The organism is Kitasatospora sp. NPDC101447, assembly GCF_044767225.1.
Taxonomy (GTDB): Bacteria; Actinomycetota; Actinomycetes; order Streptomycetales; family Streptomycetaceae; genus Kitasatospora.
In genome coordinates, this window is the sequence record NZ_JBIWNL010000040.1 from 18,261 (window position 1) to 37,532 (window position 19,272).

General features: G+C 74.8%; 16 protein-coding genes. 8 read left to right on the plus strand and 8 right to left on the minus strand.

The features are described from left to right. The first annotated feature begins 3 nt into the window (after positions 1-3). Positions 4-843, plus strand: coding sequence for an ammonia-dependent NAD(+) synthetase (gene nadE, locus ACIRST_RS35565; RefSeq protein ID WP_402807733.1), 840 nt, complete (start codon positions 4-6; stop codon positions 841-843). A 92-nt stretch (positions 844-935) separates the two neighbouring features. Here the strand turns inward: nadE and ACIRST_RS35570 are convergent, their stop codons facing one another. After that, entirely contained in the window at positions 936-1,463 is a 528-nt protein-coding gene (locus tag ACIRST_RS35570) for an STM3941 family protein (RefSeq protein WP_402807736.1), read from the minus strand. 436 nt (positions 1,464-1,899) lie between these two features. Between ACIRST_RS35570 and ACIRST_RS35575 the strand changes: the two genes are divergently transcribed. Next, on the plus strand, positions 1,900-2,667 hold the full coding sequence (locus tag ACIRST_RS35575; protein WP_350520115.1) for an SDR family oxidoreductase: 768 nt from the start codon (positions 1,900-1,902) through the stop codon (positions 2,665-2,667). A 171-nt stretch (positions 2,668-2,838) separates the two neighbouring features. Next, a complete protein-coding gene (locus tag ACIRST_RS35580) occupies positions 2,839-4,050 on the plus strand; it encodes a nucleotide disphospho-sugar-binding domain-containing protein (protein ID WP_350520114.1) in 1,212 nt (403 codons plus the stop codon). 114 nt (positions 4,051-4,164) lie between these two features. Here ACIRST_RS35580 and ACIRST_RS35585 read toward each other — a convergent pair whose 3' ends face one another. The 4 genes from ACIRST_RS35585 to ACIRST_RS35600 form a co-directional block, all read right to left on the minus strand. Continuing rightward, positions 4,165-4,884: a hypothetical protein gene (locus ACIRST_RS35585; protein ID WP_402807740.1), complete on the minus strand. Its 720-nt coding sequence runs from the start codon at positions 4,882-4,884 to the stop codon at positions 4,165-4,167. Positions 4,885-5,166: 282 nt separating this feature from the next. After that, positions 5,167-6,843 (minus strand): DUF885 domain-containing protein, encoded by a 1,677-nt coding sequence (locus ACIRST_RS35590; RefSeq protein ID WP_402807741.1) that lies wholly within the window; start codon positions 6,841-6,843, stop codon positions 5,167-5,169. A gap of 239 nt (positions 6,844-7,082) precedes the next feature. After that, positions 7,083-7,997 carry an SDR family oxidoreductase gene (locus ACIRST_RS35595; protein ID WP_402807743.1) on the minus strand — a complete coding sequence of 305 codons (915 nt, stop codon included), beginning with the start codon at positions 7,995-7,997 and terminating at the stop codon, positions 7,083-7,085. Between the two features lie 193 nt (positions 7,998-8,190). After that, positions 8,191-8,619, minus strand: coding sequence for a DUF5997 family protein (locus tag ACIRST_RS35600; protein WP_396546025.1), 429 nt, complete (start codon positions 8,617-8,619; stop codon positions 8,191-8,193). A 58-nt stretch (positions 8,620-8,677) separates the two neighbouring features. On the opposite strand from ACIRST_RS35600, the gene ACIRST_RS35605 reads away from it, so the two are divergent. Further along, complete coding sequence (locus ACIRST_RS35605) at positions 8,678-9,511, plus strand: LysR family substrate-binding domain-containing protein (protein ID WP_402807745.1); 834 nt, start codon at positions 8,678-8,680, stop codon at positions 9,509-9,511. A gap of 58 nt (positions 9,512-9,569) precedes the next feature. Next, the gene (locus ACIRST_RS35610; RefSeq protein ID WP_402807748.1) at positions 9,570-10,151 is read left to right on the plus strand and encodes a DUF421 domain-containing protein; all 582 of its coding nucleotides are present in this window, start codon (positions 9,570-9,572) and stop codon (positions 10,149-10,151) included. 93 nt (positions 10,152-10,244) lie between these two features. Here the strand turns inward: ACIRST_RS35610 and ACIRST_RS35615 are convergent, their stop codons facing one another. Both ACIRST_RS35615 and ACIRST_RS35620 read right to left on the minus strand, forming a co-directional pair. Beyond that, entirely contained in the window at positions 10,245-10,973 is a 729-nt protein-coding gene (locus ACIRST_RS35615) for a rhomboid-like protein (RefSeq protein ID WP_402807751.1), read from the minus strand. Positions 10,974-11,168: 195 nt separating this feature from the next. Next, a complete protein-coding gene (locus ACIRST_RS35620) occupies positions 11,169-12,512 on the minus strand; it encodes a cytochrome P450 (protein WP_402807753.1) in 1,344 nt (447 codons plus the stop codon). 307 nt (positions 12,513-12,819) lie between these two features. On the opposite strand from ACIRST_RS35620, the gene ACIRST_RS35625 reads away from it, so the two are divergent. Beyond that, positions 12,820-14,223, plus strand: a complete 1,404-nt coding sequence (locus ACIRST_RS35625; protein ID WP_350520106.1) for an amidase — start codon at positions 12,820-12,822, stop codon at positions 14,221-14,223. 69 nt (positions 14,224-14,292) lie between these two features. On the opposite strand, the gene ACIRST_RS35630 is transcribed toward ACIRST_RS35625, so the two are convergent. Next, on the minus strand, positions 14,293-16,245 hold the full coding sequence (locus ACIRST_RS35630) for an FUSC family protein (RefSeq protein WP_402807756.1): 1,953 nt from the start codon (positions 16,243-16,245) through the stop codon (positions 14,293-14,295). 553 nt (positions 16,246-16,798) lie between these two features. On the opposite strand from ACIRST_RS35630, the gene ACIRST_RS35635 reads away from it, so the two are divergent. Both ACIRST_RS35635 and ACIRST_RS35640 read left to right on the plus strand, forming a co-directional pair. Continuing rightward, positions 16,799-17,881, plus strand: coding sequence for a phytanoyl-CoA dioxygenase family protein (locus ACIRST_RS35635; RefSeq protein WP_402807758.1), 1,083 nt, complete (start codon positions 16,799-16,801; stop codon positions 17,879-17,881). Then, positions 17,863-19,176, plus strand: coding sequence for a DUF6271 family protein (locus tag ACIRST_RS35640; RefSeq protein WP_402807761.1), 1,314 nt, complete (start codon positions 17,863-17,865; stop codon positions 19,174-19,176). The genes ACIRST_RS35635 and ACIRST_RS35640 overlap by 19 nt, the downstream gene beginning before the upstream one ends. Positions 19,177-19,272 lie beyond the last annotated feature (96 nt).

The following is a 19,272-nucleotide window of genomic DNA, read 5'->3' on the forward strand; positions in this document are numbered from 1 at the left end:
GCCATGACCGAGCCCCTGACCGCCGACCTCCAGCGGGAGATCGGCCGCGCGCTCGGGGTCGCGCCCGTCCCCGACCCGCTGCGGGAGGCCGAGCGCCGGGCGGCGTTCCTCGCGGAGCAGCTCCGGGCCGCGGGCGCCCGCACCCTGGTGCTGGGGATCAGCGGCGGGGTGGACTCCACCACCGCCGGGCGGCTCTGCCGGCTCGCCGTGGACCGGCTGCGCGCCGACGGGTACGCGGCGGCCTTCTGCGCGATGCGGCTGCCGTACGGGGTGCAGGCGGACGAGGAGGACGCCCGGCGGGCGGTCGCCTTCATCGAGCCGGACGAGCTGCTGACCGTCGACGTCAAGCCCGCGACCGACGCCGCCCTGGACGCCCTGCTCGCCGCCGGGCTGACCTTCACCGACCACGCCCACGAGGACTTCGTCCGAGGCAACGTCAAGGCCCGCCAGCGGATGGTGGTCCAGTACGCGGCGGCGGGTGCCAACGGCGGACTGGTCGTCGGCACCGACCACGCGGCCGAGGCCGCCGTCGGCTTCTTCACCAAGTACGGTGACGGCGCGGCCGACGTGATGCCGCTGTCCGGCCTGACGAAGCGGCAGGTGCGGTCGATGGCGGAGGCGCTGGGGGCGCCGGCCGAGCTGGTCAAGAAGACCCCGACCGCCGATCTGGAGAACCTGGCCCCCGGCCGCCCCGACGAGGAGGCCCTCGGCGTCACCTACGACGCCCTGGACGACTTCCTGGAGGGCCGCCCGGTCGACGAGGAGGCCGCTGCCACCGTCCTCGGCCACTACCGCCGCACCGCGCACAAGCGCGCCCTGCCGACCGTCCCGGACCCGGCGTGACGTCGGAGCACCGCGGGCCGTCGGCCCGGACCGACGCCGCGGCGGAACTCCTGGACCTGGCCGCCCGGTTGGCGGCCTGGCGGGCTCGGTAGTCAGCCCGTGACGACCAGTGCCGGGTGGTGCCGCCGCATGGCGGTGACGACCGCTTCGGGGCCGACGGGGAGGGTGGTCGTGGAGATGTTCGCCGGGCCGAAGCCCATCCGGCGGTTGGCCGCGGCGGTCGTCCGGACGGTTCGCGGGGCCCGGGCCAGGTAGCGGGCGGGGTCGGTCAGGACCAGCTCGACCATGCGCTGGGTGGCGCCCCTGACGGTGATCACCCGGATGCCGACGGCGGCGATCTCGTGCCAGGCGATCCGCCCGAGCTGCACGTGGTCCAGCCCGGCCGCGTCCAGCACCAGCTCGGGCCGGCCCCGGACGAGCCGGTTGGCGCACATCAGGGCGCACAGGCCGAAGAACAGCACGCCGGCCCCGCCGACGAGCCGGTTCTTTACCGACCCGTCCCCCGTCGCGAGGTCCGCGCCGAGCGCCACGAAGGCCACCGCGCCGATCAGGACGAGGAGCATCCGGAGCGGGGAGGAGCGGTACACGGTCGGCGGCACGGCCGCGGTCTGATCGGTCACGCCGGACAAGCTACCGGGCGCTCTCCGGCCCCCGCGGCCGGGGCTCCGCCTGCGGGGTCGGGCCCGGGGGCCCCGGCGGCAGCGCCCGGAGGGGCCTACGAGCGACCCCGGCAGGGCCGCGAAGAGGACCGGGGTGGCCAGGACGAGTGCGGAGTTCACCGCGTCGCGCTGCCTGTTCGCGGCCTGCGCGCCGTTCCGGAAGGACGACAGCAGCCACCCGTCGATCGTCGCCGTCAGGCCGCCCAGCACGGCGGCGAGGACCGCGTCGTGCGTCTCCTGTCCCCGGCCCTTGATACCGGTCCCCGTCACGGTGTCCCGTCCCCCCGGTGTCGACCCGCTCACGCGCCTCGCTACGGTACAGGGGAGCGGTTCGGAACCGAAGGGCCAGTGAGGCCCCGGATCGAACCGCGCCGACAGGCGTACGAGAGGGGACGAAGTGACGGGGGAACAGCTCGCGGTGGTGTCCGGCGGGGGCACCGGGATCGGCCGGGCGATCGCGGCCCGACTGGCCGGGGACGGATACCGGGTGGTGATCCTCGGGCGCCGGGCCGACGTGCTGGAGCGGGCCCGCGAGGAGATCGAGTGGACGGTGGGGCCCGACCGGATCGTCCCGCTGACGGTCGACCTGACCGACCCGGAGGCGGTCGAGGAGGTGGCCCGCCGGATCGGCGAACTCGGGCCGGTGGACGCGCTGGTGAACAACGCGGGCGCCTCCGTACCGGTGCCCGAGGACGGCAGCCTGGCGGCCCTGGCGCGCTCCTGGCGGCACGGCCTGGAATCCAACCTGCTCACCGCCGTCCTGCTGACCACCGCCCTGCAGAGCCGGTTGCGCCGGCCCGGCGGACGGCTGGTCGTGATCAGCTCGACGGCGGCCCAGCGCGGCGGCGCGGGCCCGTACTCGGCCGGCACGTACGCCGCCGCGAAGGCCGCGCTGCACGGCTGGGCCTTCGGCCTGGCACGGGAGTTGGGTTCGGAGGGGATCACGGTCAACGTGCTCGCGCCCGGCTACATCGAGGAGACCGAGATCTTCGGCTCCTGGTGGAGCGAGGAGTTCCACGCCCGGAAGATCGCCGACACCCTGGTCGGTCGGGCCGGCACCCCCACTGATGTGGCCGACGCCGTCGGCTACCTGGTCTCCCCGGCGGCCGGGTACGTCACCGGGCAGGTCATCGGTGTCAACGGTGGAGCGGTGCTCGGGCGCTGACGCGTTCATCGATCGTCAACCGGGCGTCCCTACGGTGGGTCCGACCACGAACCGCAGCACCCACCACAGGAGCCTCCGCTGTCCAGGATCATCACCACCGCCCTGCCCGCCCACGGCCACACCGGCCCGCTGCTGGCCGTCTCCGCCGACCTCGCCGCCCGCGGGCACGAGGTGGTGTTCCTCGGCGGCTCGCGGTTCGCCGGGGCGGCGGAGCGGGCGGGGGCGCGGTTCGTCGCGCTGCCCGCCGGGGCGGACTTCGACGACCGCGACCTCGACGCGAGCTTCCCGGGACGGTCGAGCCTGCCGCCCGGCCCGGAGCGGCTCGCCTTCGACGCCCGGCACGTGTTCATCGCGCCGATCCCCGTCCAGTACCGGGCGCTGCTCGCGCTGCTGGCGGACTTCCCGGCCGACGCCGTGATCGCGGACGCCTTCCTGCAGGGCGTGCTGCCGCTGGCGCTGAGCCGCCCCCGGTCGCAGCGCCCGTTGCTGATCGGCGTCGGCGTCACCCCGGCCATGCTGCCGAGCGTGGACACCGCGCCCTTCGGGTCCGGCCTGCCGCCCTTGCCGGGGGAGGAGGGCCGGGCCCGAAACCGGGCGCTCGGGGAGGAGGCGGCCCGGCGCGGCGAACCGCTGCGCCGGTACGCCGAGGAGGTGCACGCGGAGCTGGGCGTCCGGCTGCCGGAGGGCCCGCGCGGGCTGGCCGCGGTCACGGTGCCGGACCACTTCCTGCAGCTGACCGTGCCGGGCTTCGAGTACCCGCGCAGCGACGCCCCGGCCGGCTTCCGGCTGATCGGCGCGCTGCCCGGGCCGGTCGGGGGCGAGCAGCCGCTGCCGTCGTGGTGGGGGGAGGTGACCGGCGGGCGGCCGGTCGTCGTGGTGACCCAGGGGACGCTCGCCAACCGCGACCTCGGGGAACTCGTCGCGCCGGCCGTCAGCGCCCTGGCGGAGCGCGACGTGCTGGTCGTGGCCGCCACCGGCCGCCCGGACGGGCCGCAGGCGCTCGCCGAGCTGCTCGGCGGCGCCCTGCCGGGGAACGTGCGCGCCGCCGACTACGTCCCGTTCGAGCGGCTGCTGCCGCACACCGACGTGCTGGTGAGCAACGGCGGCTACGGCGGGGTGCAGACGGCGCTGCGGCACGGGGTGCCGCTGGTGGTGGCCGGGGCGACCGAGGACAAGCCGGAGGTGGCGGCCCGGGTGCAGTGGTCGGGGGCGGGGCTGGACCTGCGGACGGGCCGGCCGGCGGCGGAGGAGGTCGGGCGGGCGGTCGACCGGGTGCTCGGCGAGGGCCGGTTCCGGGAGCGGGCCCGTGCGCTGGGCGCGGAGTTCGCGCGGTACCGGCCGTTCGACACCATCGCCGAGCTGGTGGAGACGGACGGGCGTTGAGCCGCCCCGCCGGCGGGCCGGGAGGACCCGTCGGCGGAACGATTCCTCAGCGTTCGTCAGCGCCCCGTCGGCGTCGGCAGCCCGTCAGTCCCGTCGGAGTCGGTCTCGCAGCCGTCAGTCCCCGTCGGCGTCGGCCTCGGCGGTCGGCGTGCCGCCGGACCTGATGCCGAGCTTGACCTCGGCCGTCGTCCAGTCGGTCGCGATCGCCTGCTGGGCGGCGGCGAGGGTGACCTGGCCCTTGCAGATCGCGGTGTGCAGGTGCGTCTCCACCGAGTCCTTGGGGTTGTTCGGGCCCTTGCCCGGGACGTGGCCGGGGGAGGGCGGCTGGATCCACAGGTTGCGCGCGTCGTTGGGGTCGCCGCCGAGCTGCAGGCTGATCAGGTGGTCGTACTCGGCGTCGCCCATCGGGCCGGTGTAGCCGTAGGACTTGGCGTTGTCGGCCTTCTCCTTGCCCGTCAGGTTCGACGGCGGGCGGATGGTCGAGGTGTACCCGCCCGGCTTGCAGATGGTGTCCTTGAGGTTGTCCTGGGTGACCGCAGGGCTGATCGCGCCGGGGGTGCAGGTCGGGTCGGGCAGCGGCTGCTTGTCCGCCGTGTAGCGGAAGTGGCAGCTGCCGGGCGCGGGCTGCGGCTGGGCGTCGTAGGAGCTCTTGGGGCCGGGCCCGGTCACGATCGCGGCCGGTGCGGGCTGGGCGGCGTCACCGCCCGCGGCCGGGGCGGAACTCCGGCCGCTGCTCCCCTTGGCGGTGTGGCCGCCGCCGGGCGAGCAGCCTGCGGCGGTGGCGAGCAGGACGGCCGCGGCCACGGCCAGGACGCGGCGGGCGGGAGCCGACACGGGGGTTCCTCCATCTGGGTGTGCGTGAGCTGCGGTCACCCGGATGGCGGGGGCCGCGCCAGCGGACACTACCGTGTCGACAGGGCCGAAGGGGTGATGCCACGTCCGGGCGGGGGAAGCCTTTGCCGGGCGCGAGGAACCGTTTCCGCACCCATGACCGTCCGCCCGCCCCGGGAGCGAGCCGGGCGCCATCCCGGGAGTGACCCGGGCGCCCCGGGAACGAGCCGCCCGCCCCGGGAGCGAGCCGGGCGCCGCTCGCCCCGGGTGGGCCGGGCCGGTCGGCTACTGCGCCGCCGCGATCCAGTCCGAGACCAGCTCGTCCAGCACCCCCAGCGGCAGGCTGCCGTGCCCGATCAGCTGGTGGTGGAACTCCCGGACGTCGAACCGGGCACCGAGCGCCGCCTGCGCCCGCTGACGGTGCCGGACCAGCTCCCGACGGCCGATCAGGTAGGCGGTCGCCTGGCCCGGCCAGGCGAGGTAGCGGTCGATCTCGTTGCGGACGTTGGCCTCCTGGGTGGCCGTGTTGTCCCGCATGAAGGCCATCGCCCGCTCCCGGGACCAGCCGTAGTGGTGCATCCCGGTGTCCACCACCAGGCGCACCGCCCGCAGCGCGTCCATCGAGAGCATGCCGAAGCGGGCGAGGTCCGAGCTGTACAGCCCCATCTCGTCCGCGAGCCGCTCGGTGTACAGGCCCCAGCCCTCGACGTGGGCGGTCAGCTGGCCGCTCGGCTTCTGCCGGAACCGCGGCAGGTGGTGCAGGGTCTGCGCGACGGCGATCTGCAGGTGGTGGCCGGGCACGCTCTCGTGGAAGGCGATCGCCTCGTACTCGTACCTGAACCGGGTCCGCGGGTGCAGCGTGTTGATCCAGTGGGTGCCGGGCACCCCGCCCGGGCCCGGCGGCTGGTAGTAGGCCAGCGGGGCGCCCTCCGCCTCGATCGGGTCGATCTCCTTGGTCACGCAGTCGGCGATCGGGTACGGGCGGAACCAGTCCGGGCCGGCGCGGCGGGCCCGTTCCAGGGCGCCGTCCACCAGGGCGATGATCTCGTCGGCACTGTCGAAGCGGAGCGAGGGGTCCTCGCGCAGCGCGGTCAGCACGCCCGCGGCGTCGGTGATGCCGAGCACCTTGCCGCCCAGCTCGGCGAACTCCTCGCGCAGTGCCGCGACCGTGTCCAGCCCGATCCGGTGGATCTCCTCCGGGGTGAGGCCGGGCCGGGTGAAGCGGGCGACGGCGTCGGCGTAGCCCTCGGCGCCGCCCGGCACGTGGCAGACGCCGGCCCGGTCGTCGGGGCGGGCGTCCGGCGCCAACTGCCGGGCCAGCCCGTCCCGGTAGCGGGCCACCGCCGGGTGGACGGCGTCGCGCACGATCTCCCGGGCACGCTCGTACTCCGGCCGGCCCCGCAGCGGGCGCAGCAGCGTGGACTCCTCCGGGGCGGCGGTGAGGTGGCCCGCCAGCTGGGTGACCGCGGCGTCCACCCCGCTGCGCAGCGGTCGGCGGCCCTCGGCGGCGGCGTCCAGGGCCAGGCGCAGGGCGGCGTCGAGGTAGGCGGGCAGGCCGGCGAGCCGCTCCAGGTAGGCGTCGGCGCCCTCGTGGTCGACGGGGGTCATCGCGAGAGCGCCGAAGGCCTCGTTGTGCGCGGCGACGATGGTCGCCGAGACGCTGAACTCCTCCAGCCCGTGGGTGAGTCGGCCGATGCCGTTGTCGATCAGCCGGGCCAGGACCCGGTGGGTGGTCCGGTCCTCGTCGGCCAGCCCGTCGAGCGGGATCGCGGCGAGCCGGCCGCCGAAGCCCCGCAGGGCCTCGCGGTGCCGCAGCGCGGCGTCGCGGGAGGGGTCGGGCAGCAGGTGCGCGTAGCCCTCGACGCCGCTGAGGGTCGCGTCGAACGGGTTGTGGGTGTTCTCGGCGTCGAAGTACTCGTCGGCCAGTGCGGCGAGTTCGTTGTGCGGTGGCTGCTCGATCACGGGTCCCCCTGGTCCGGTGCAGTGCAGTGCGGTGCGCTTCGGTGCAGTGCAGTGCAGTGCGCTTCGGTGAGTGCTCGGTGCGATCAGGGGCTCGTCGGCGGGCCCCTGATCCCCGGCCCGCGTTCCCCCGATCCCGCCCGATTATTCGGAGCGGCCGGCGGCGTGGTCAATACGCGGCGGAGGGAGGGTAGTTCAACTGCCGCCTGGTGTCGGCCGCGCCGCCGGTGCGGTCCGGAGGGTCAGCGGTACGCCTCCGGGGCGGCCGGCTTCCCGGCGTCCTGCACCTCGACCAGGTAGCGCCAGCAGTCCGGGCGGCTGCCGTCCCGGTCGGTGAAGCCGTACTCCCGGGCGAGGTGCCCGCTGGACGTCGAGCGGCTGTTCCAGCGGGCGACCCCGGGGTCGGCGGCCAGCGCCGCGACCGCCCGGCCGACGAAGTACGGGGACTCGGAGATGCCGAAGTGCGGCTCGTGGGCCAGGGCGTCGCGCCAGGTCTCCTCGGTGACGCCGAAGTGTTCCAGCATGATCTCGGAACGCATCCAGCCCGGGGTGAGCGCGACGGCGGTGGCACCGCGCGGGCCCAGCTCGTGTCCGAGCGAGAAGGCCATCCGCAGCACCGAGGACTTGGCCAGGTCGTAGAAGAAGGAGTTGCGGTAGGTGTCGCGGTTGTACTCGGCGGTGCCGTCCGTCATCTCCACGACCAGGCCGCCCGGGTGCTTCAGCAGCAGCGGGAGCACGTGGTGGCTGGTGACGGCGTGCGTCTCGACCGCCAGGCTCAGCAGCCGCAGGCCGTCGTCCAGGTCGTGCTCCCAGACCGGGACGTTCCAGCCGAACAGCTTCTCGGCGCCCCAGATGTCGTTGACCAGGACGTCCAGCCGGCCCTGCTCGGCGTCGATCCGCTCCACCAGGGCGGCCACCTGGGCCGGGACGAGGTGGTCGGTCGGCACGGCGATGCCCCGGCCGCCCGCCGCGGTGACCAGTTCGGCGGTGTCCTCGATCGTCTCGGGCCGGTCGTACTCGGAGCGGTGCTCCCGGGTGCTGCGGCCGGTGACGTACACCGTCGCGCCGGCCGCGCCGAGCTCGACGGCGATGCCGCGCCCGGCGCCCCGTGTCCCGCCCGCGACCAGCGCGATCCGCCCCTCCAGCGTTCCTGCCATCCGTACGCCTCCCTGTTCGCCGGCCCTGGCACGACTGTGCCGACGCCCGTGGGAACGGACGTCGGCACCATCGTTGCGCAGGGGTCCGACAATCGGCGCCGACGTGCGGGCGCCGGAGTGCCGGAGCCGTGGGCCGCCGGGCCGCCGGAACGGCGGCGGAGCGGGGCCGGGGCAGCGGGGCCCGGGCCGGGGGTCAGCGGGCCTGGGCGGCCTTCGCCTCCTTGGCGGCCTTGGCGGCGGCCTCCTTCTCCTGCTTCTCCTTGATCCGCACGGCCTCCTTGCGGACGTCGACCTGGTTGGCGCGCTCGTGCTGCAGCCAGAGCGGGTTCTCGGCCTTGATCGCCTCGATCTCCTCGGTGGTGAGCGCGTCGGTCACGCCGCCGCGGGCCAGGCCGGAGATCGAGATGCCGAGCTTGGCGGCGACCACCGGGCGCGGGTGCGGGCCGTCCTTGCGCAGCTCCAGGAGCCACTGCGGCGGCTCGGCCTGCAGCGCGTTGAGCTCCTCGCGGGAGACCACGCCCTCCTGGAAGTCGGTCGGCGCCGCGGCGAGGTAGATCCCCAGCTTCTTGGCCGCCGTGGCCGGCTTCATGGTCTGGCTGGTCTTCTGCTTGAGCGATGTCATGGAGACAAGGGTAAGGGAGTGCGCGGCCTCCTCCGGTCACGGTCGGTAGCCTTGCCCTGTGACAGACATGCAGGTGAACCCCTCCTTCCGGCTCGTGTACGTCCCCGGCGTGACCCCCGGCAAATGGGCCCGGGTCTGGGGCGAGCGGCTCCCGGACGTGCCGCTCGACCTCCTCGCGGTCCCGTTCGGCGACGGCGAGCGGACCCTGCGGGAGGGCGGCGCGGACGCCGGGCTGGTCCGGCTGCCGGTCGACAAGGACGTGCTGAGCGCGATCCCGCTGTACACCGAGACCACCGTCGTGGTCTTCCCCAAGGACCACTGGCTCGCCGCCGCCGAGGAGGTCACCCTCGACGACCTCGCCGAGGAGGTGGTGTTCCACCCGCTCGACGACACCCTCGGCTTCACCGCCGAGACCCTGCCCGGGCAGCCCGCGATCGCCCGCCCGGACTCCACGGCCGACGCGATCGAGCTGGTGGCGGCGAACGTCGGCGTGCTCCTGGTGCCGCAGTCCCTCGCCCGGCTGCACCACCGCCGGGACCTCACCTTCCGGCCGATGACGGAGGCGCCGCAGTCGCAGGTGGCGCTGTCCTGGCCGCAGGAGCGGACGACCGACCTGGTGGAGGAGTTCATCGGGATCGTCCGGGGTCGTACGGTCAACAGCTCGCGCGGCCGCGGGGCCGCGCCGGCGGCGGCCGAGGCGGCGCCGAAGAAGGCGGCGGACGGGCAGCGCAAGCCGCAGCAGCAGAAGCCGGGCGGGGCCAGGGGGGGAGCGGCGAAGGCCGGCGGCCAGAAGGCCGGTGCGCCGAGGGCGGGCGGGCAGAAGCCGAAGCCGTCGGCCGGCGGGCGGGGCGCGGCGGCGGCCCGGCGCGGCAAGCCGAAGCGCCGGTCGTAGGCTCCCGTGGCGTAGCGTCGGCCCCGTTCCGTCGCGTCGTGGTGGGAGGAGCGGGGCCATGTGGCAGCACCTGGCGGTCATCCAGATGTCGATCGCCGAGAAGATCATCCGCACGGTCGCGGTCTACGCGCTGATCCTGATCCTGTTCCGGATCGCCGGGAAGCGCGGGCTGGCGCAGCTGAACACCTTCGACATGGTGGTCGTCTTCCTGCTCTCCAACGTGGTGCAGAACGCCATCATCGGCAACGACAACAGCCTCTTCGGCGGCGTGATCGGGGCGGTCACGCTGGTCGCGGTGAACTCGGCCGTCACCCGCTGGCTCGCCCGGGACCCGCGGGCGGCCCGGCTCCTGGAGGGCACGCCCACCACCGTCGTCCAGGACGGCAAGCTGGTGCCCGGCGCGCTGCACGGCCTGGCGCTGCGGGCGTCCGAGCTGGAGCACGCCATCCGGATCCAGAACGGCGACAACGTGACCGACGTCGCCCGGGCCCGGCTGGAGCCGGACGGCCAGCTGCTGGTCACCCTCAGGCCGAGCGAGCAGAACGCGACCCGGGGTGACGTCGAGGACCTGCAGCGGCGGTTGGAGAGGATCGAGCGGCTGCTCGCCGACCTCGCGGACGGGCGGCGGCCGTCGCGCTGACGGGGTGTCGTCCCCGTCGTCGGCCGCTGACGGGGTGGCGCTCCCGTCGTCGGCTGCTGACGGGGTGTCGCTCCCGTCGTCGGCCGCGGAGGGTCACGGGTGGGCGTCCGCCGGGGCCAGGGCGTCGGCCCTTCGGCGGCGGGAGGCCAGCGCGGCCGCGGCGCCGGCCAGGGCGAAGCCGAGCGCGGCCGAGAGCAGGTGGCCGACGGTGGTGAAGTCCGGTAGCGGGCCGGGCCATTCGCCGTCGCCGGAGAGCGGCCAGGCGAGCACGAAGGCGGCCCAGGGGAGGCGGGCCCAGCGGGGCAGGGCGAGGGTGGCGAACGCGAGGCAGGTCTGGGCGCCGTAGCTGATGCCGTAGTCGGAGTCCTGGCGCACGCTCTCCGGGTACCAGCCGTGCCGCAGGGCGACCAGGATGACGACGGCGGTGATCAGGGTGGCGCCGATGTGCCCGCCGAGGAGGACGGCGGTGGCGCGCAGTTTGCCGTAGCGGTGTTCCGCCCAGGCGAGGCAGCAGCAGATGCCGAGGCCGAGGGTGATCAGGGTGCCGACGAAGCCGGTGGAGGCGATGTCGGTGAGCGTGCCGTCGTAGAGCAGCGCACTGCCGAACAGCGCGGTGAGCGGGTGGTCGTGCAGGTTGTCCAGGTTGGTGCTGATGTAGGCGCGCAGGGCGTCCGCCCGGTCCGCGGAGAGGAAGCCGTCGACCCAGACGTGGCCCAGGACGAGCAGGGCGACGTAGCAGAGCGTCAGCGGCGAGCGGCGCGGGTACCGGAGCACGGCGCGCAGCAGCCGGGCCGGGAGCCCCCGTGGTGATCGAGCGTTCATGTGTCTGGTGCTGTCCCCGTCGAGCCGATAGTCCGACCGGCGCAACCCCGCCGGCCCCCGCCGCGACAGTACCGTCCCTGCCGGACGGGTGCTCACGGCCGCGTGCCTGTGCCCGTGTTCGTGCCCGTCTTCGTGCTTGCGTTCGCGGGCGGGGGCCGGCGGCGGGGCCGTCGGGAAGGCGCCGCCCCGCGGCGGCTACCGGCGGGTCAGGGTCGCCGTGAAGGGGCGCGGGGAGAGCGAGAGACCGCGGACGGGGCGGACGGGCCGGCCGGGCGCGGGGGTGATGGTCCAGCGGGCGGCGATGGTGGCGATGGCGAGGACGGCTTCGGTGGTGCCGAAGGTGTCGCCGAGGCAGCTCCGGGCGCCGAGGCCGAAGGGGGCGTAGGTGCCGGCGGCGGGCCGGGCGGTGGTGAGCCAGCGGTCGGGGTCGAATCGGCCGGGGCAGGGGAAGACGTCGGCCCGGCGGTGCAGCAGGTACGGGCTGACCAGGACGGTGGCGCCCGCCGGGACACGGTGGCCGCCGAGCCGGGTGTCGGCGGTGAGGGTGCGGCTGAGGAGCCAGACCGGCGGGTAGAGCCGCAGGGTCTCGCTGACGATCCGGGCGGTGAGCGGGAGGGCGGGCAGGTCCTCGTGGCGGGCGGGGCGGCCGTCGAGGACCGTGTCGAGCTCGGCGTGCAGGCGCTCGCGGACGGCGGGGTTGGCGGCGAGCAGGGTCCAGGCCCAGGAGAGGGTGGCGGCGGTGGTCTCCGTGCCGGCCAGCAGGAAGGTGACCACCTGGTCGTGGATCTCGGCGTCGGAGAGGCCCTGCCCGTCCTCGTCCACCGCGCCGAGCAGCACGGAGAGCAGGTCGTGGTGGTCGGTGCCGGCGGCGCGGTAGTCGGCGATCAGCCGCCCGGTGACGTCCCGGAGGTCCTGCCGGGCGCGCCGGTAGCGGCGGTTGCCGGGCGTGGGGAGGCGGCCGGCGCCGGGCAGCGGCATCATGACGCGGCGGCCGGCGCCGCGGACGATGGCGTCCATGCTCGCCTGCCCCGGCAACGCGCCGGCCCGGTCGTGCGCGGCGAACAGGCAGCGGGCGGTGACGGCGGTGGTGAGGCGGTACATCGCGGCGGGGACGTCGATCACGTCGCCGTCGCGCCAGGGGGCGGTGGTTCCGGCGATCTCCTCGGCCGTCATCGCGGCGTAGCCGGGCAGCCGGTCGCGGTGGAACGCGGGCTGCAGCATGCGTTGTCGGCGCCGGTGGGCGGTGGCGGGGCAGGCGGCGAGGCCGTCGCCGGGGGCCTCGCGGGCGCTGTCGGGGACGGGCCCGCCCCCGTCGTGCGCGTGGTCCTCGTCGAGCAGTCGGCGGACCAGTTCGGGGTGGCAGGCGACGTAGGCGTCGAGCGGGCCGAGCCGCAGCCGGACGAGGTCGCCGTGGGCGGCCAGCCCGGCCACGAAGTCGAACGGGCGCCGCAGGAGGGCGGGGGCGTGGCCGAGCAGCGGGAGACCGCCGGGGGCGGTGGCCGCGGTGAACCGGGTGGTCGGGAAGGAGTGGATCGGCACGGGCGTCACCTTGGGTCGGGTGGGAAGGACCGGAACGGTTCGTGCCCGGTGGTCTTTCCCGGCGGCCGCGCGTGAAACGATCGTGGACCGGCGGGTGGGGTGGGCGCGGGGGCGCACGCCGAATGTCCGTGCGCCCTCGAAGATTTGACGGATCGTTTACCAACCGGGCGCACGAGTGACTGGTGCTGCGCCGATCGGCGCATAGACTCGGGGTCTTGCGAGATTACCGGTCAGTAGGGCCGGGCGGCACCACCGGTCGGTGTGACGACCGGACGGCAGGAAGCCCGGCGGGGAGTGGGGAGTTCGGATGACCGACGAGCGGGTGCACGCGTTCACCGACGACGCCCTCGGCACGCACGACGCGGTGGCGCTGGCCGCCCTGGTGCGGGCCGGCGCGGTCAACCCCCGGGAGCTGGTCGCCGCGGCCGTCGCGCGCGCCGCGCGGGTCGACGGCCGGCTGCTGCCGGTCGCCCACGCCTCGTACGACAAGCCGCAGATCAGCCGGGAGGGCATCGGCGGGCCGTTGTGGGGCGTGCCGACCTACCTCAAGGACAACGTCGACCTGCGCGGCCTGCCGACCGCGATGGGCAGCGAGGCCTTCCGCGCCCAACCGGCCCGCCGCAACGCGCGCTTCACCGACCAGTTCCTCTCCACCGGCCTGGCCGTCCTCGGCAAGACCCGGCTGCCCGAGTTCGGCCTCAACGCCTCCACCGAGTTCGCCAACGCCCAGCCGGTGCGCAACCCCTGGAAGCCCTCGCACTCGGCCGGCGCCTCCTCCGGCGGCGCGGCGGCCCTGGTGGCCTCCGGCGTCGTGCCGATCGCGCACGCCAACGACGGCGGCGGCTCGATCCGCATCCCGGCGGCCTGCTGCGGCCTGGTCGGACTCAAGCCCACCCGGGGCCGGCTGGTCGCCAACTCGCAGGGCGCCAAACTGCCGATCGACCTGGTCACCGACGGCGTCCTGACCCGCTCGGTGCGCGACACCGCCGCCTTCTTCGCGGCCGCCGAGCGCCACCGCCGCAACCCCAAGCTGCCCCCGCTCGGCCTGGTCGAGGGCCCGGGGGAGCAGCGGCTGCGGATCGGGCTGGTGGTCGACTCGCCGATCGCCAAGACCGACGAGCCGACCCGCAGGGTGGTCGAGGAGACCGCCGCGCGACTGGAGGCCATGGGCCACCGGGTCGAACCGACCGCCCTGCCGTTCGGCGAGGAGTTCTCCCGCGACTTCGTCTCCTACTGGGGCTACATCGCCTGGGCGATCGCCTTCACCGGCCGGGTGCTGATCGATCCGAGCTTCCGCGCCGACAAGCTGGACGGCCTGACCACCGGGCTGCGCCGGCAGTTCCAGGCGGAGTTCCCGCACACCCCGGGCGTGCTGCGGCGGCTGCGCCGGGCCGAGGGGGTGTACCACCGGGTCTTCCGCCACCACGACGTGATCCTCTCCCCGGTGCTGGCCCACACCGCCCCGCCGATCGGGCACCTCAGCCCGAACGTCGACTTCGAGGAGCTGATGGACCGGCTGATGCGCTACGTGGCGTTCACCCCGGTCAACAACGTGACCGGCGGCCCGGGCCTCGCCCTGCCGGCCGGTACGGCGCCCGGCGGGCTGCCCGTCGGCGTGCACCTGTCGGCGGCGCACGGGCAGGAGCGGGTGCTACTGGAGCTGGCCTTCGCGCTGGAGGCGGACCGGCCCTGGCGGCGGATCGAGGACTGACCGGGGGCTCTCCGTCAGCGGCCAGGGGGCGCACCGCGGCGGCCCGGGGGCCGTCGGCGGCGGTGGCAACTACGGCGCCGGCGTGGCCACCGACCGGGCCGCGTGCACCTCGTGATGCAGTCGGGCCAGCGCACAGTCCGGTGCCAGCGTGGCCGACACCGCCTCCGGCAGCGGCCGGCCGGTGCGCAGCGACTCGGCGAGGTCGGTCAGCTCGCGGGTCACGGTTCCGACCTCGGCCGGGGTCGGGACGGGCGCGCCGTGTTCGATCCGCACCCGGGTGGCGGTCGTGGCGTCCACGATCCGCTCGACGGCGATCACCACCGGCCACAGGGCCTCCGCCCTGGTCCCGACCGGCGGCGGTTCGGTGAGCGCCCGCTGGAACTCGCTGCGGACCGCCGAGAGGTCCCGGTAGAGCCGCCGCCGGTACCGGGCCCGCGCCGGCTCGTCCCGCCCCGGCGCGGTGGTGAACGCCAGCGACACGTACGAGGCGGTGTCCTGGACGGCTTCGGCGAGGCGGTCGCCGACCCGGGTGTGCCAGGACTCCGGCCACAGCAGGTAGCCGGCCAGCAGGGAGATGGCGCAGCCGATCAGCGAGTCGTAGAGCCGGGGCAGCACCAGGTCGAACCCCCGGTGGTTGAGCAGGTCCGACAGCAGCAGGATCACCGGGGTGATCGCCGCGGTCTGGAAGGCGTAGCCCTTGGTCGACAGGGCGGGGATCAGCGCCGCCAGCACCGCCATCACCGGTACGTCCCACCAGCCGCGCGGCACCTCGGCGAGCACGGGGACGGCGATCAGCAGCCCGGCCGCGGTGCCGAGTGCGCGCAGCACGGCGCGCGAGAACACCGAGCCGAAGTCCGGTTTCATCACGAAGGTCACGGTCAGCGCCACCCAGTACGAGCGGGGCACCGCGATCACCGAGACCAGCACCTGCGCGAGGCCGATGCACAGGGCCAGCCGCAGCCCGTACCGCCAGGACGGGCCGGACAACAGCAGGGCGCGGGTCGCCCGCCGGGCCCGGACCCCCAGGCCCGCGGGCCGGCCGAGCCGGTCGTCGACGGCGTACGGGTCCGGCGCGGGCTCGGACACGACGGCGGCGGCGTGCCCGATGGCCTCGACCAGTGCCCGGGTGGACGGCCCGGCGGGGACGGGCAGGTCGGGCGAGGGGGCGGGACCGGTGCGGCCCTGCTCGACGGCGTCGGCCAGGGCGCGGACGGCGGCCGGGTAGGCCGCGGGCAGCGGGCCGTACCCGGGCGGCCGCAGGTGCGCCGCCGCGGCCCCCTCCACTACCGGGATCACCGCGTTGAGCTGGGCCAGCAGCCGTACCAGGGTGGGGGAGCGGCCGTGCCGCCGGGCCCGCCGGGCGAGCAGCAGGTCGTAGGAGTGGTTGAGCGACTGGGTGAGCTCGCGGCGCCGGGCGTCGTACTCCGGGGTGCCGGCGGCCGCCAGCACCTCGGCGGCCGAGCGGTAGGTGCCGGCGACCACCGCGCGTTCGGGGACGCCGAGGCGTAGCGGCCAGGCGAGCAGGGTCAGGGCGAGCACCTCCAGGCCGCCGAGCAGCAGCAGTCCGGGCGGCAGCCACCACGGGGAGGGCATCGGCAGGCCCGCTCCGACCACGGCGTTGAGCAGCAGGAGCAGGCCGGAGACGGAGGCGACCGCGCCGATCGAGGAGATCATGCCGGAGACCAGCGCGATGACGGTCAGCACCAGGACGGCCCACCATCCCGTACCGAACACCAGGGTGCCGAGCAGGACCCCGAGGGCGCCGAACAGCTGCGGGACGGCGATGTTGAAGATCCGCATCCGGTAGGCGTCGGCGGTGTCCCCGATCACCCCGGACAGCGCGCCCATCGACACCAGCGCCCCGTAGGCGGGCCGCCCGGTAGCGGTGCCCACCGCGAGCGGGGCGGAGAGCGCGACCGAGGCGCGAACCACCGCGGCCCGGGGAATCGGCGCGGCCAGGGGCCGCAGGCTCGCGGTCAGCCAGCTGGGCGGGGCGAGCCGGGCGGCTCCTCGGCGTGGCACGCTCCCAACCTATGGCGGCCGGGCTCCGCCGGCCCGGCGTAACACGCGGCGTGGAACACGGCGCGGCGAACGGCGCGGCGCACGGCGGCCCGGCGTCACGCCCCTACGCATGCCCCCGGCGGCCCGTAACGGTTCGCGGGGTTGCCGGGGTTCAATCCGGCGGTTATGTCAATTCCCGAAACATACCCCGGCTTATGTCCGCCTGCGAAACATAAAGCGAACCGCGAGAGGCGTCATGAGCTGCGCCGAATTCCCAATCGGCAACCCGCGGGAAAGGGTTGACACCATTAGTTGGTCTAGTCCAATGTGTGGGGGGCGTGGTTCGGCAGAGCCTGAGGCGGGGTGAGAGGCCTTGTCGGACAGGCGAGTTGGCCCCCTGACGCGGCGCCGGTGCGCGCTCGGGGGTCGAGCCGCGAAGGAGTGTGTGCGGACCGCCGCCGGCCCGCAGGGGTAATTACCGATCCGGTCCCGGGGCCGGTCGAGTGGCCCGCCGCGCCCGCGCCGCCCGCCGAATCAAGCGCTGCGTCGACTACGAACCGTGGAGTGACTGCCCATGCCGAGCCCAGACGGACAGGCCGAGGAGTATCTGTACCGCGCCGCCTCGCAGCGCCCCTACTTCAGCGCGGACACCGAGAGCTACCTGGCCCGCACGGCGCTGCGCGAGATCCGCAAGCAGCACCCGCTGCGCGTGCTCTCCGAGGAGGACCACGCGTTCTGGCAGACCTACGGCTACGTCGTCGTCAAGCAGGCCGTCCCCGCCGAGGCCGCGCGGCGCCTGCTCGACTTCACCTGGGAGTTCCAGGGCCTGTCGCCCGACCGCCCCGAGGACTGGTATCGCGAGCGCGAGTACCGCGACGAACTCGACCAGCACCTGCACATCTACGGCTTCGTCGAGGCCTACCACCACCAACTCCTTTGGGACAGCCGCCAGTCGCAGCGCGTCTACGACGCCTTCGTGGACGTCTGGGACTGCGAGGAGCTGTGGGTCACCCTGGACCGGCTCAACCTCAACCCGCCGAACGTCCGCAACCGCGACCGCGCGCTGATCGAGCCCACCGACCGCGGCTTCGACATCGAGCTGCACTGGGACGTCGACACCACCCGGGGCGTGCTGCCGCAGCGCGTCCAGGGCATCATCGCGCTCAACGACACCGCCCCCGACCTCGGCGGCTTCCAGTGCAACCCGGAGCTGTTCCGCCGCTTCAACGAGTGGCAGGCCGCCCAGCCGGCCGACCGGGACCCGATCCGCCCGGCCGTCGACCGGGACGAGTTCCCCGTCGTACGGCCAGAGTTGGCGGCCGGCGACCTCCTGATCTGGAACGGCCTGCTCGCCCACGGCGTCGAGCGCAACACCTCCGAACGCGGCGTGCGCGCGGTGCAGTACCTGTCGATGATGCCCGCGCTGGAGGAGGCCGAGAAGCTGCGCCGCTCCCGGGTGGAGTCCTGGCGCACGCTCGCCACCCCGGACTGGAACCGCACCCTCGTCGGCGACGCCGACCGGCCCGAGTCCCAGCGCTACCGGACCGCCGAACTCACCGAACTGGGGGAGAAGTTGCTCGGACTGCGGTCCTGGAGCGGCAAGCGCCTCGACGAGCCGAACGCCACCGGGGAGCGGGCATGCGCGACGTCTGCCTGACCCTGCCCACCAACCGCGAGTGCGCCGACACCATCACCGCGGTCGGCGCCGAAGCCGCCTACGCCGTACGGCGGTTCGGCGTCCGGGTGCACCTGCTGGTGCTGGACTCCGCCGACCCCGCCGCACGCGGCCGGCACGCCGCCGCGGCCGCCGCCCTGCCCGCCGTCGACGGCCTGACCGTCCACCACCTGGACGAGGACGCGCAACGCGCCTTCCTGCGCGAGGTGATCGACCGCTCGGGCGTCGCCGGCCCCGACAAGCTGCTCGACCTGATGCTGCCCGACACCGTCTCCTACGGAGCCTGCACCAACCGGGCGTTCCTGCTCGCCGCCGCCCTCGGCTGCGCCTCGGTGCACCGCCGCGACTCCGACAGCCGCTACCAATGGCTCGACGGCGAACCGGTGTTCCCCGTCGAGCACGAACTGGCCACCCTCGGCCTCAAGGCCGCCGACGCGGCCGCCGCCGTCACCGAGAACACCCTCGACCCGGCGCACGCGGACAAGCCCGTCGCCCTGGTCGGAGCCTCCTTCGTCGGCGAACTCTCCGTCGACCTCGGCGAGATCCTCGCCCTCGACCCCGAGGTCTACCACGACGTCGTCGCACTCTGGGCGCCCACCGGAGCGAGCGAGCAGGAGCGGCGCGAGCTCGTCGCCGAATCGTTCACCGGCGGCGGCACCGAACCCTTCACCGCCGACCACGCCGTCCTCGGCCGGCCCGACATCTGGCGCATCGACATGTGCAACATCGCCCTCGACCGCGAGGTGTACGAACGCGTGCCGCTGCCGCCCGCCACCGACACCATCGGCAGCGACTACTTCCTGCACCACGTCGTGCACGACGCCACCCTGCCCGGCGTCACCCACAACCGGCACATCGTCAACTACTACACCCCCGAGCGGCGCACCGGCCCCGGCTTCACCGCCTACCAGCTGCGCTACGCCAAGTTCCTGCTCTCCATGCTCTACCTCCACCCGGTCTACGCCGAGATGGCGGCCGCCGGCGGGGCCCTGCTGGACGAGCACCACCACCTGCGCCCCCGGCCGATCGCCGACGCCGCCCGCCGCAGCGCCGCGACCGGCCGGGCGGAGAACCACCGCAGACTCGCCGAACTCGACCGCTGCTACCGGCGACTGGGCGGCAAGTACGCCGAGTTCGCCGACCACCTGGCGCCCCGACGGGCGCGCCTGCTCGACCGAGCACAGTCGGACATCGAGGACTTCGCCCTGCTGATCGACGCGTGGGGCCCGCTGGTGCGGGCGAGCAGGACCACCCCCGCCGACCGGCTGCCGCGCTAGCCGGAGGACCGGGAGCTCTACGTGACACGCCAGACAAGCAGCCAGCCGGCACACCGGGCACGGAACCCGGTACCCGCCCACCGTGCCCCGACCGTC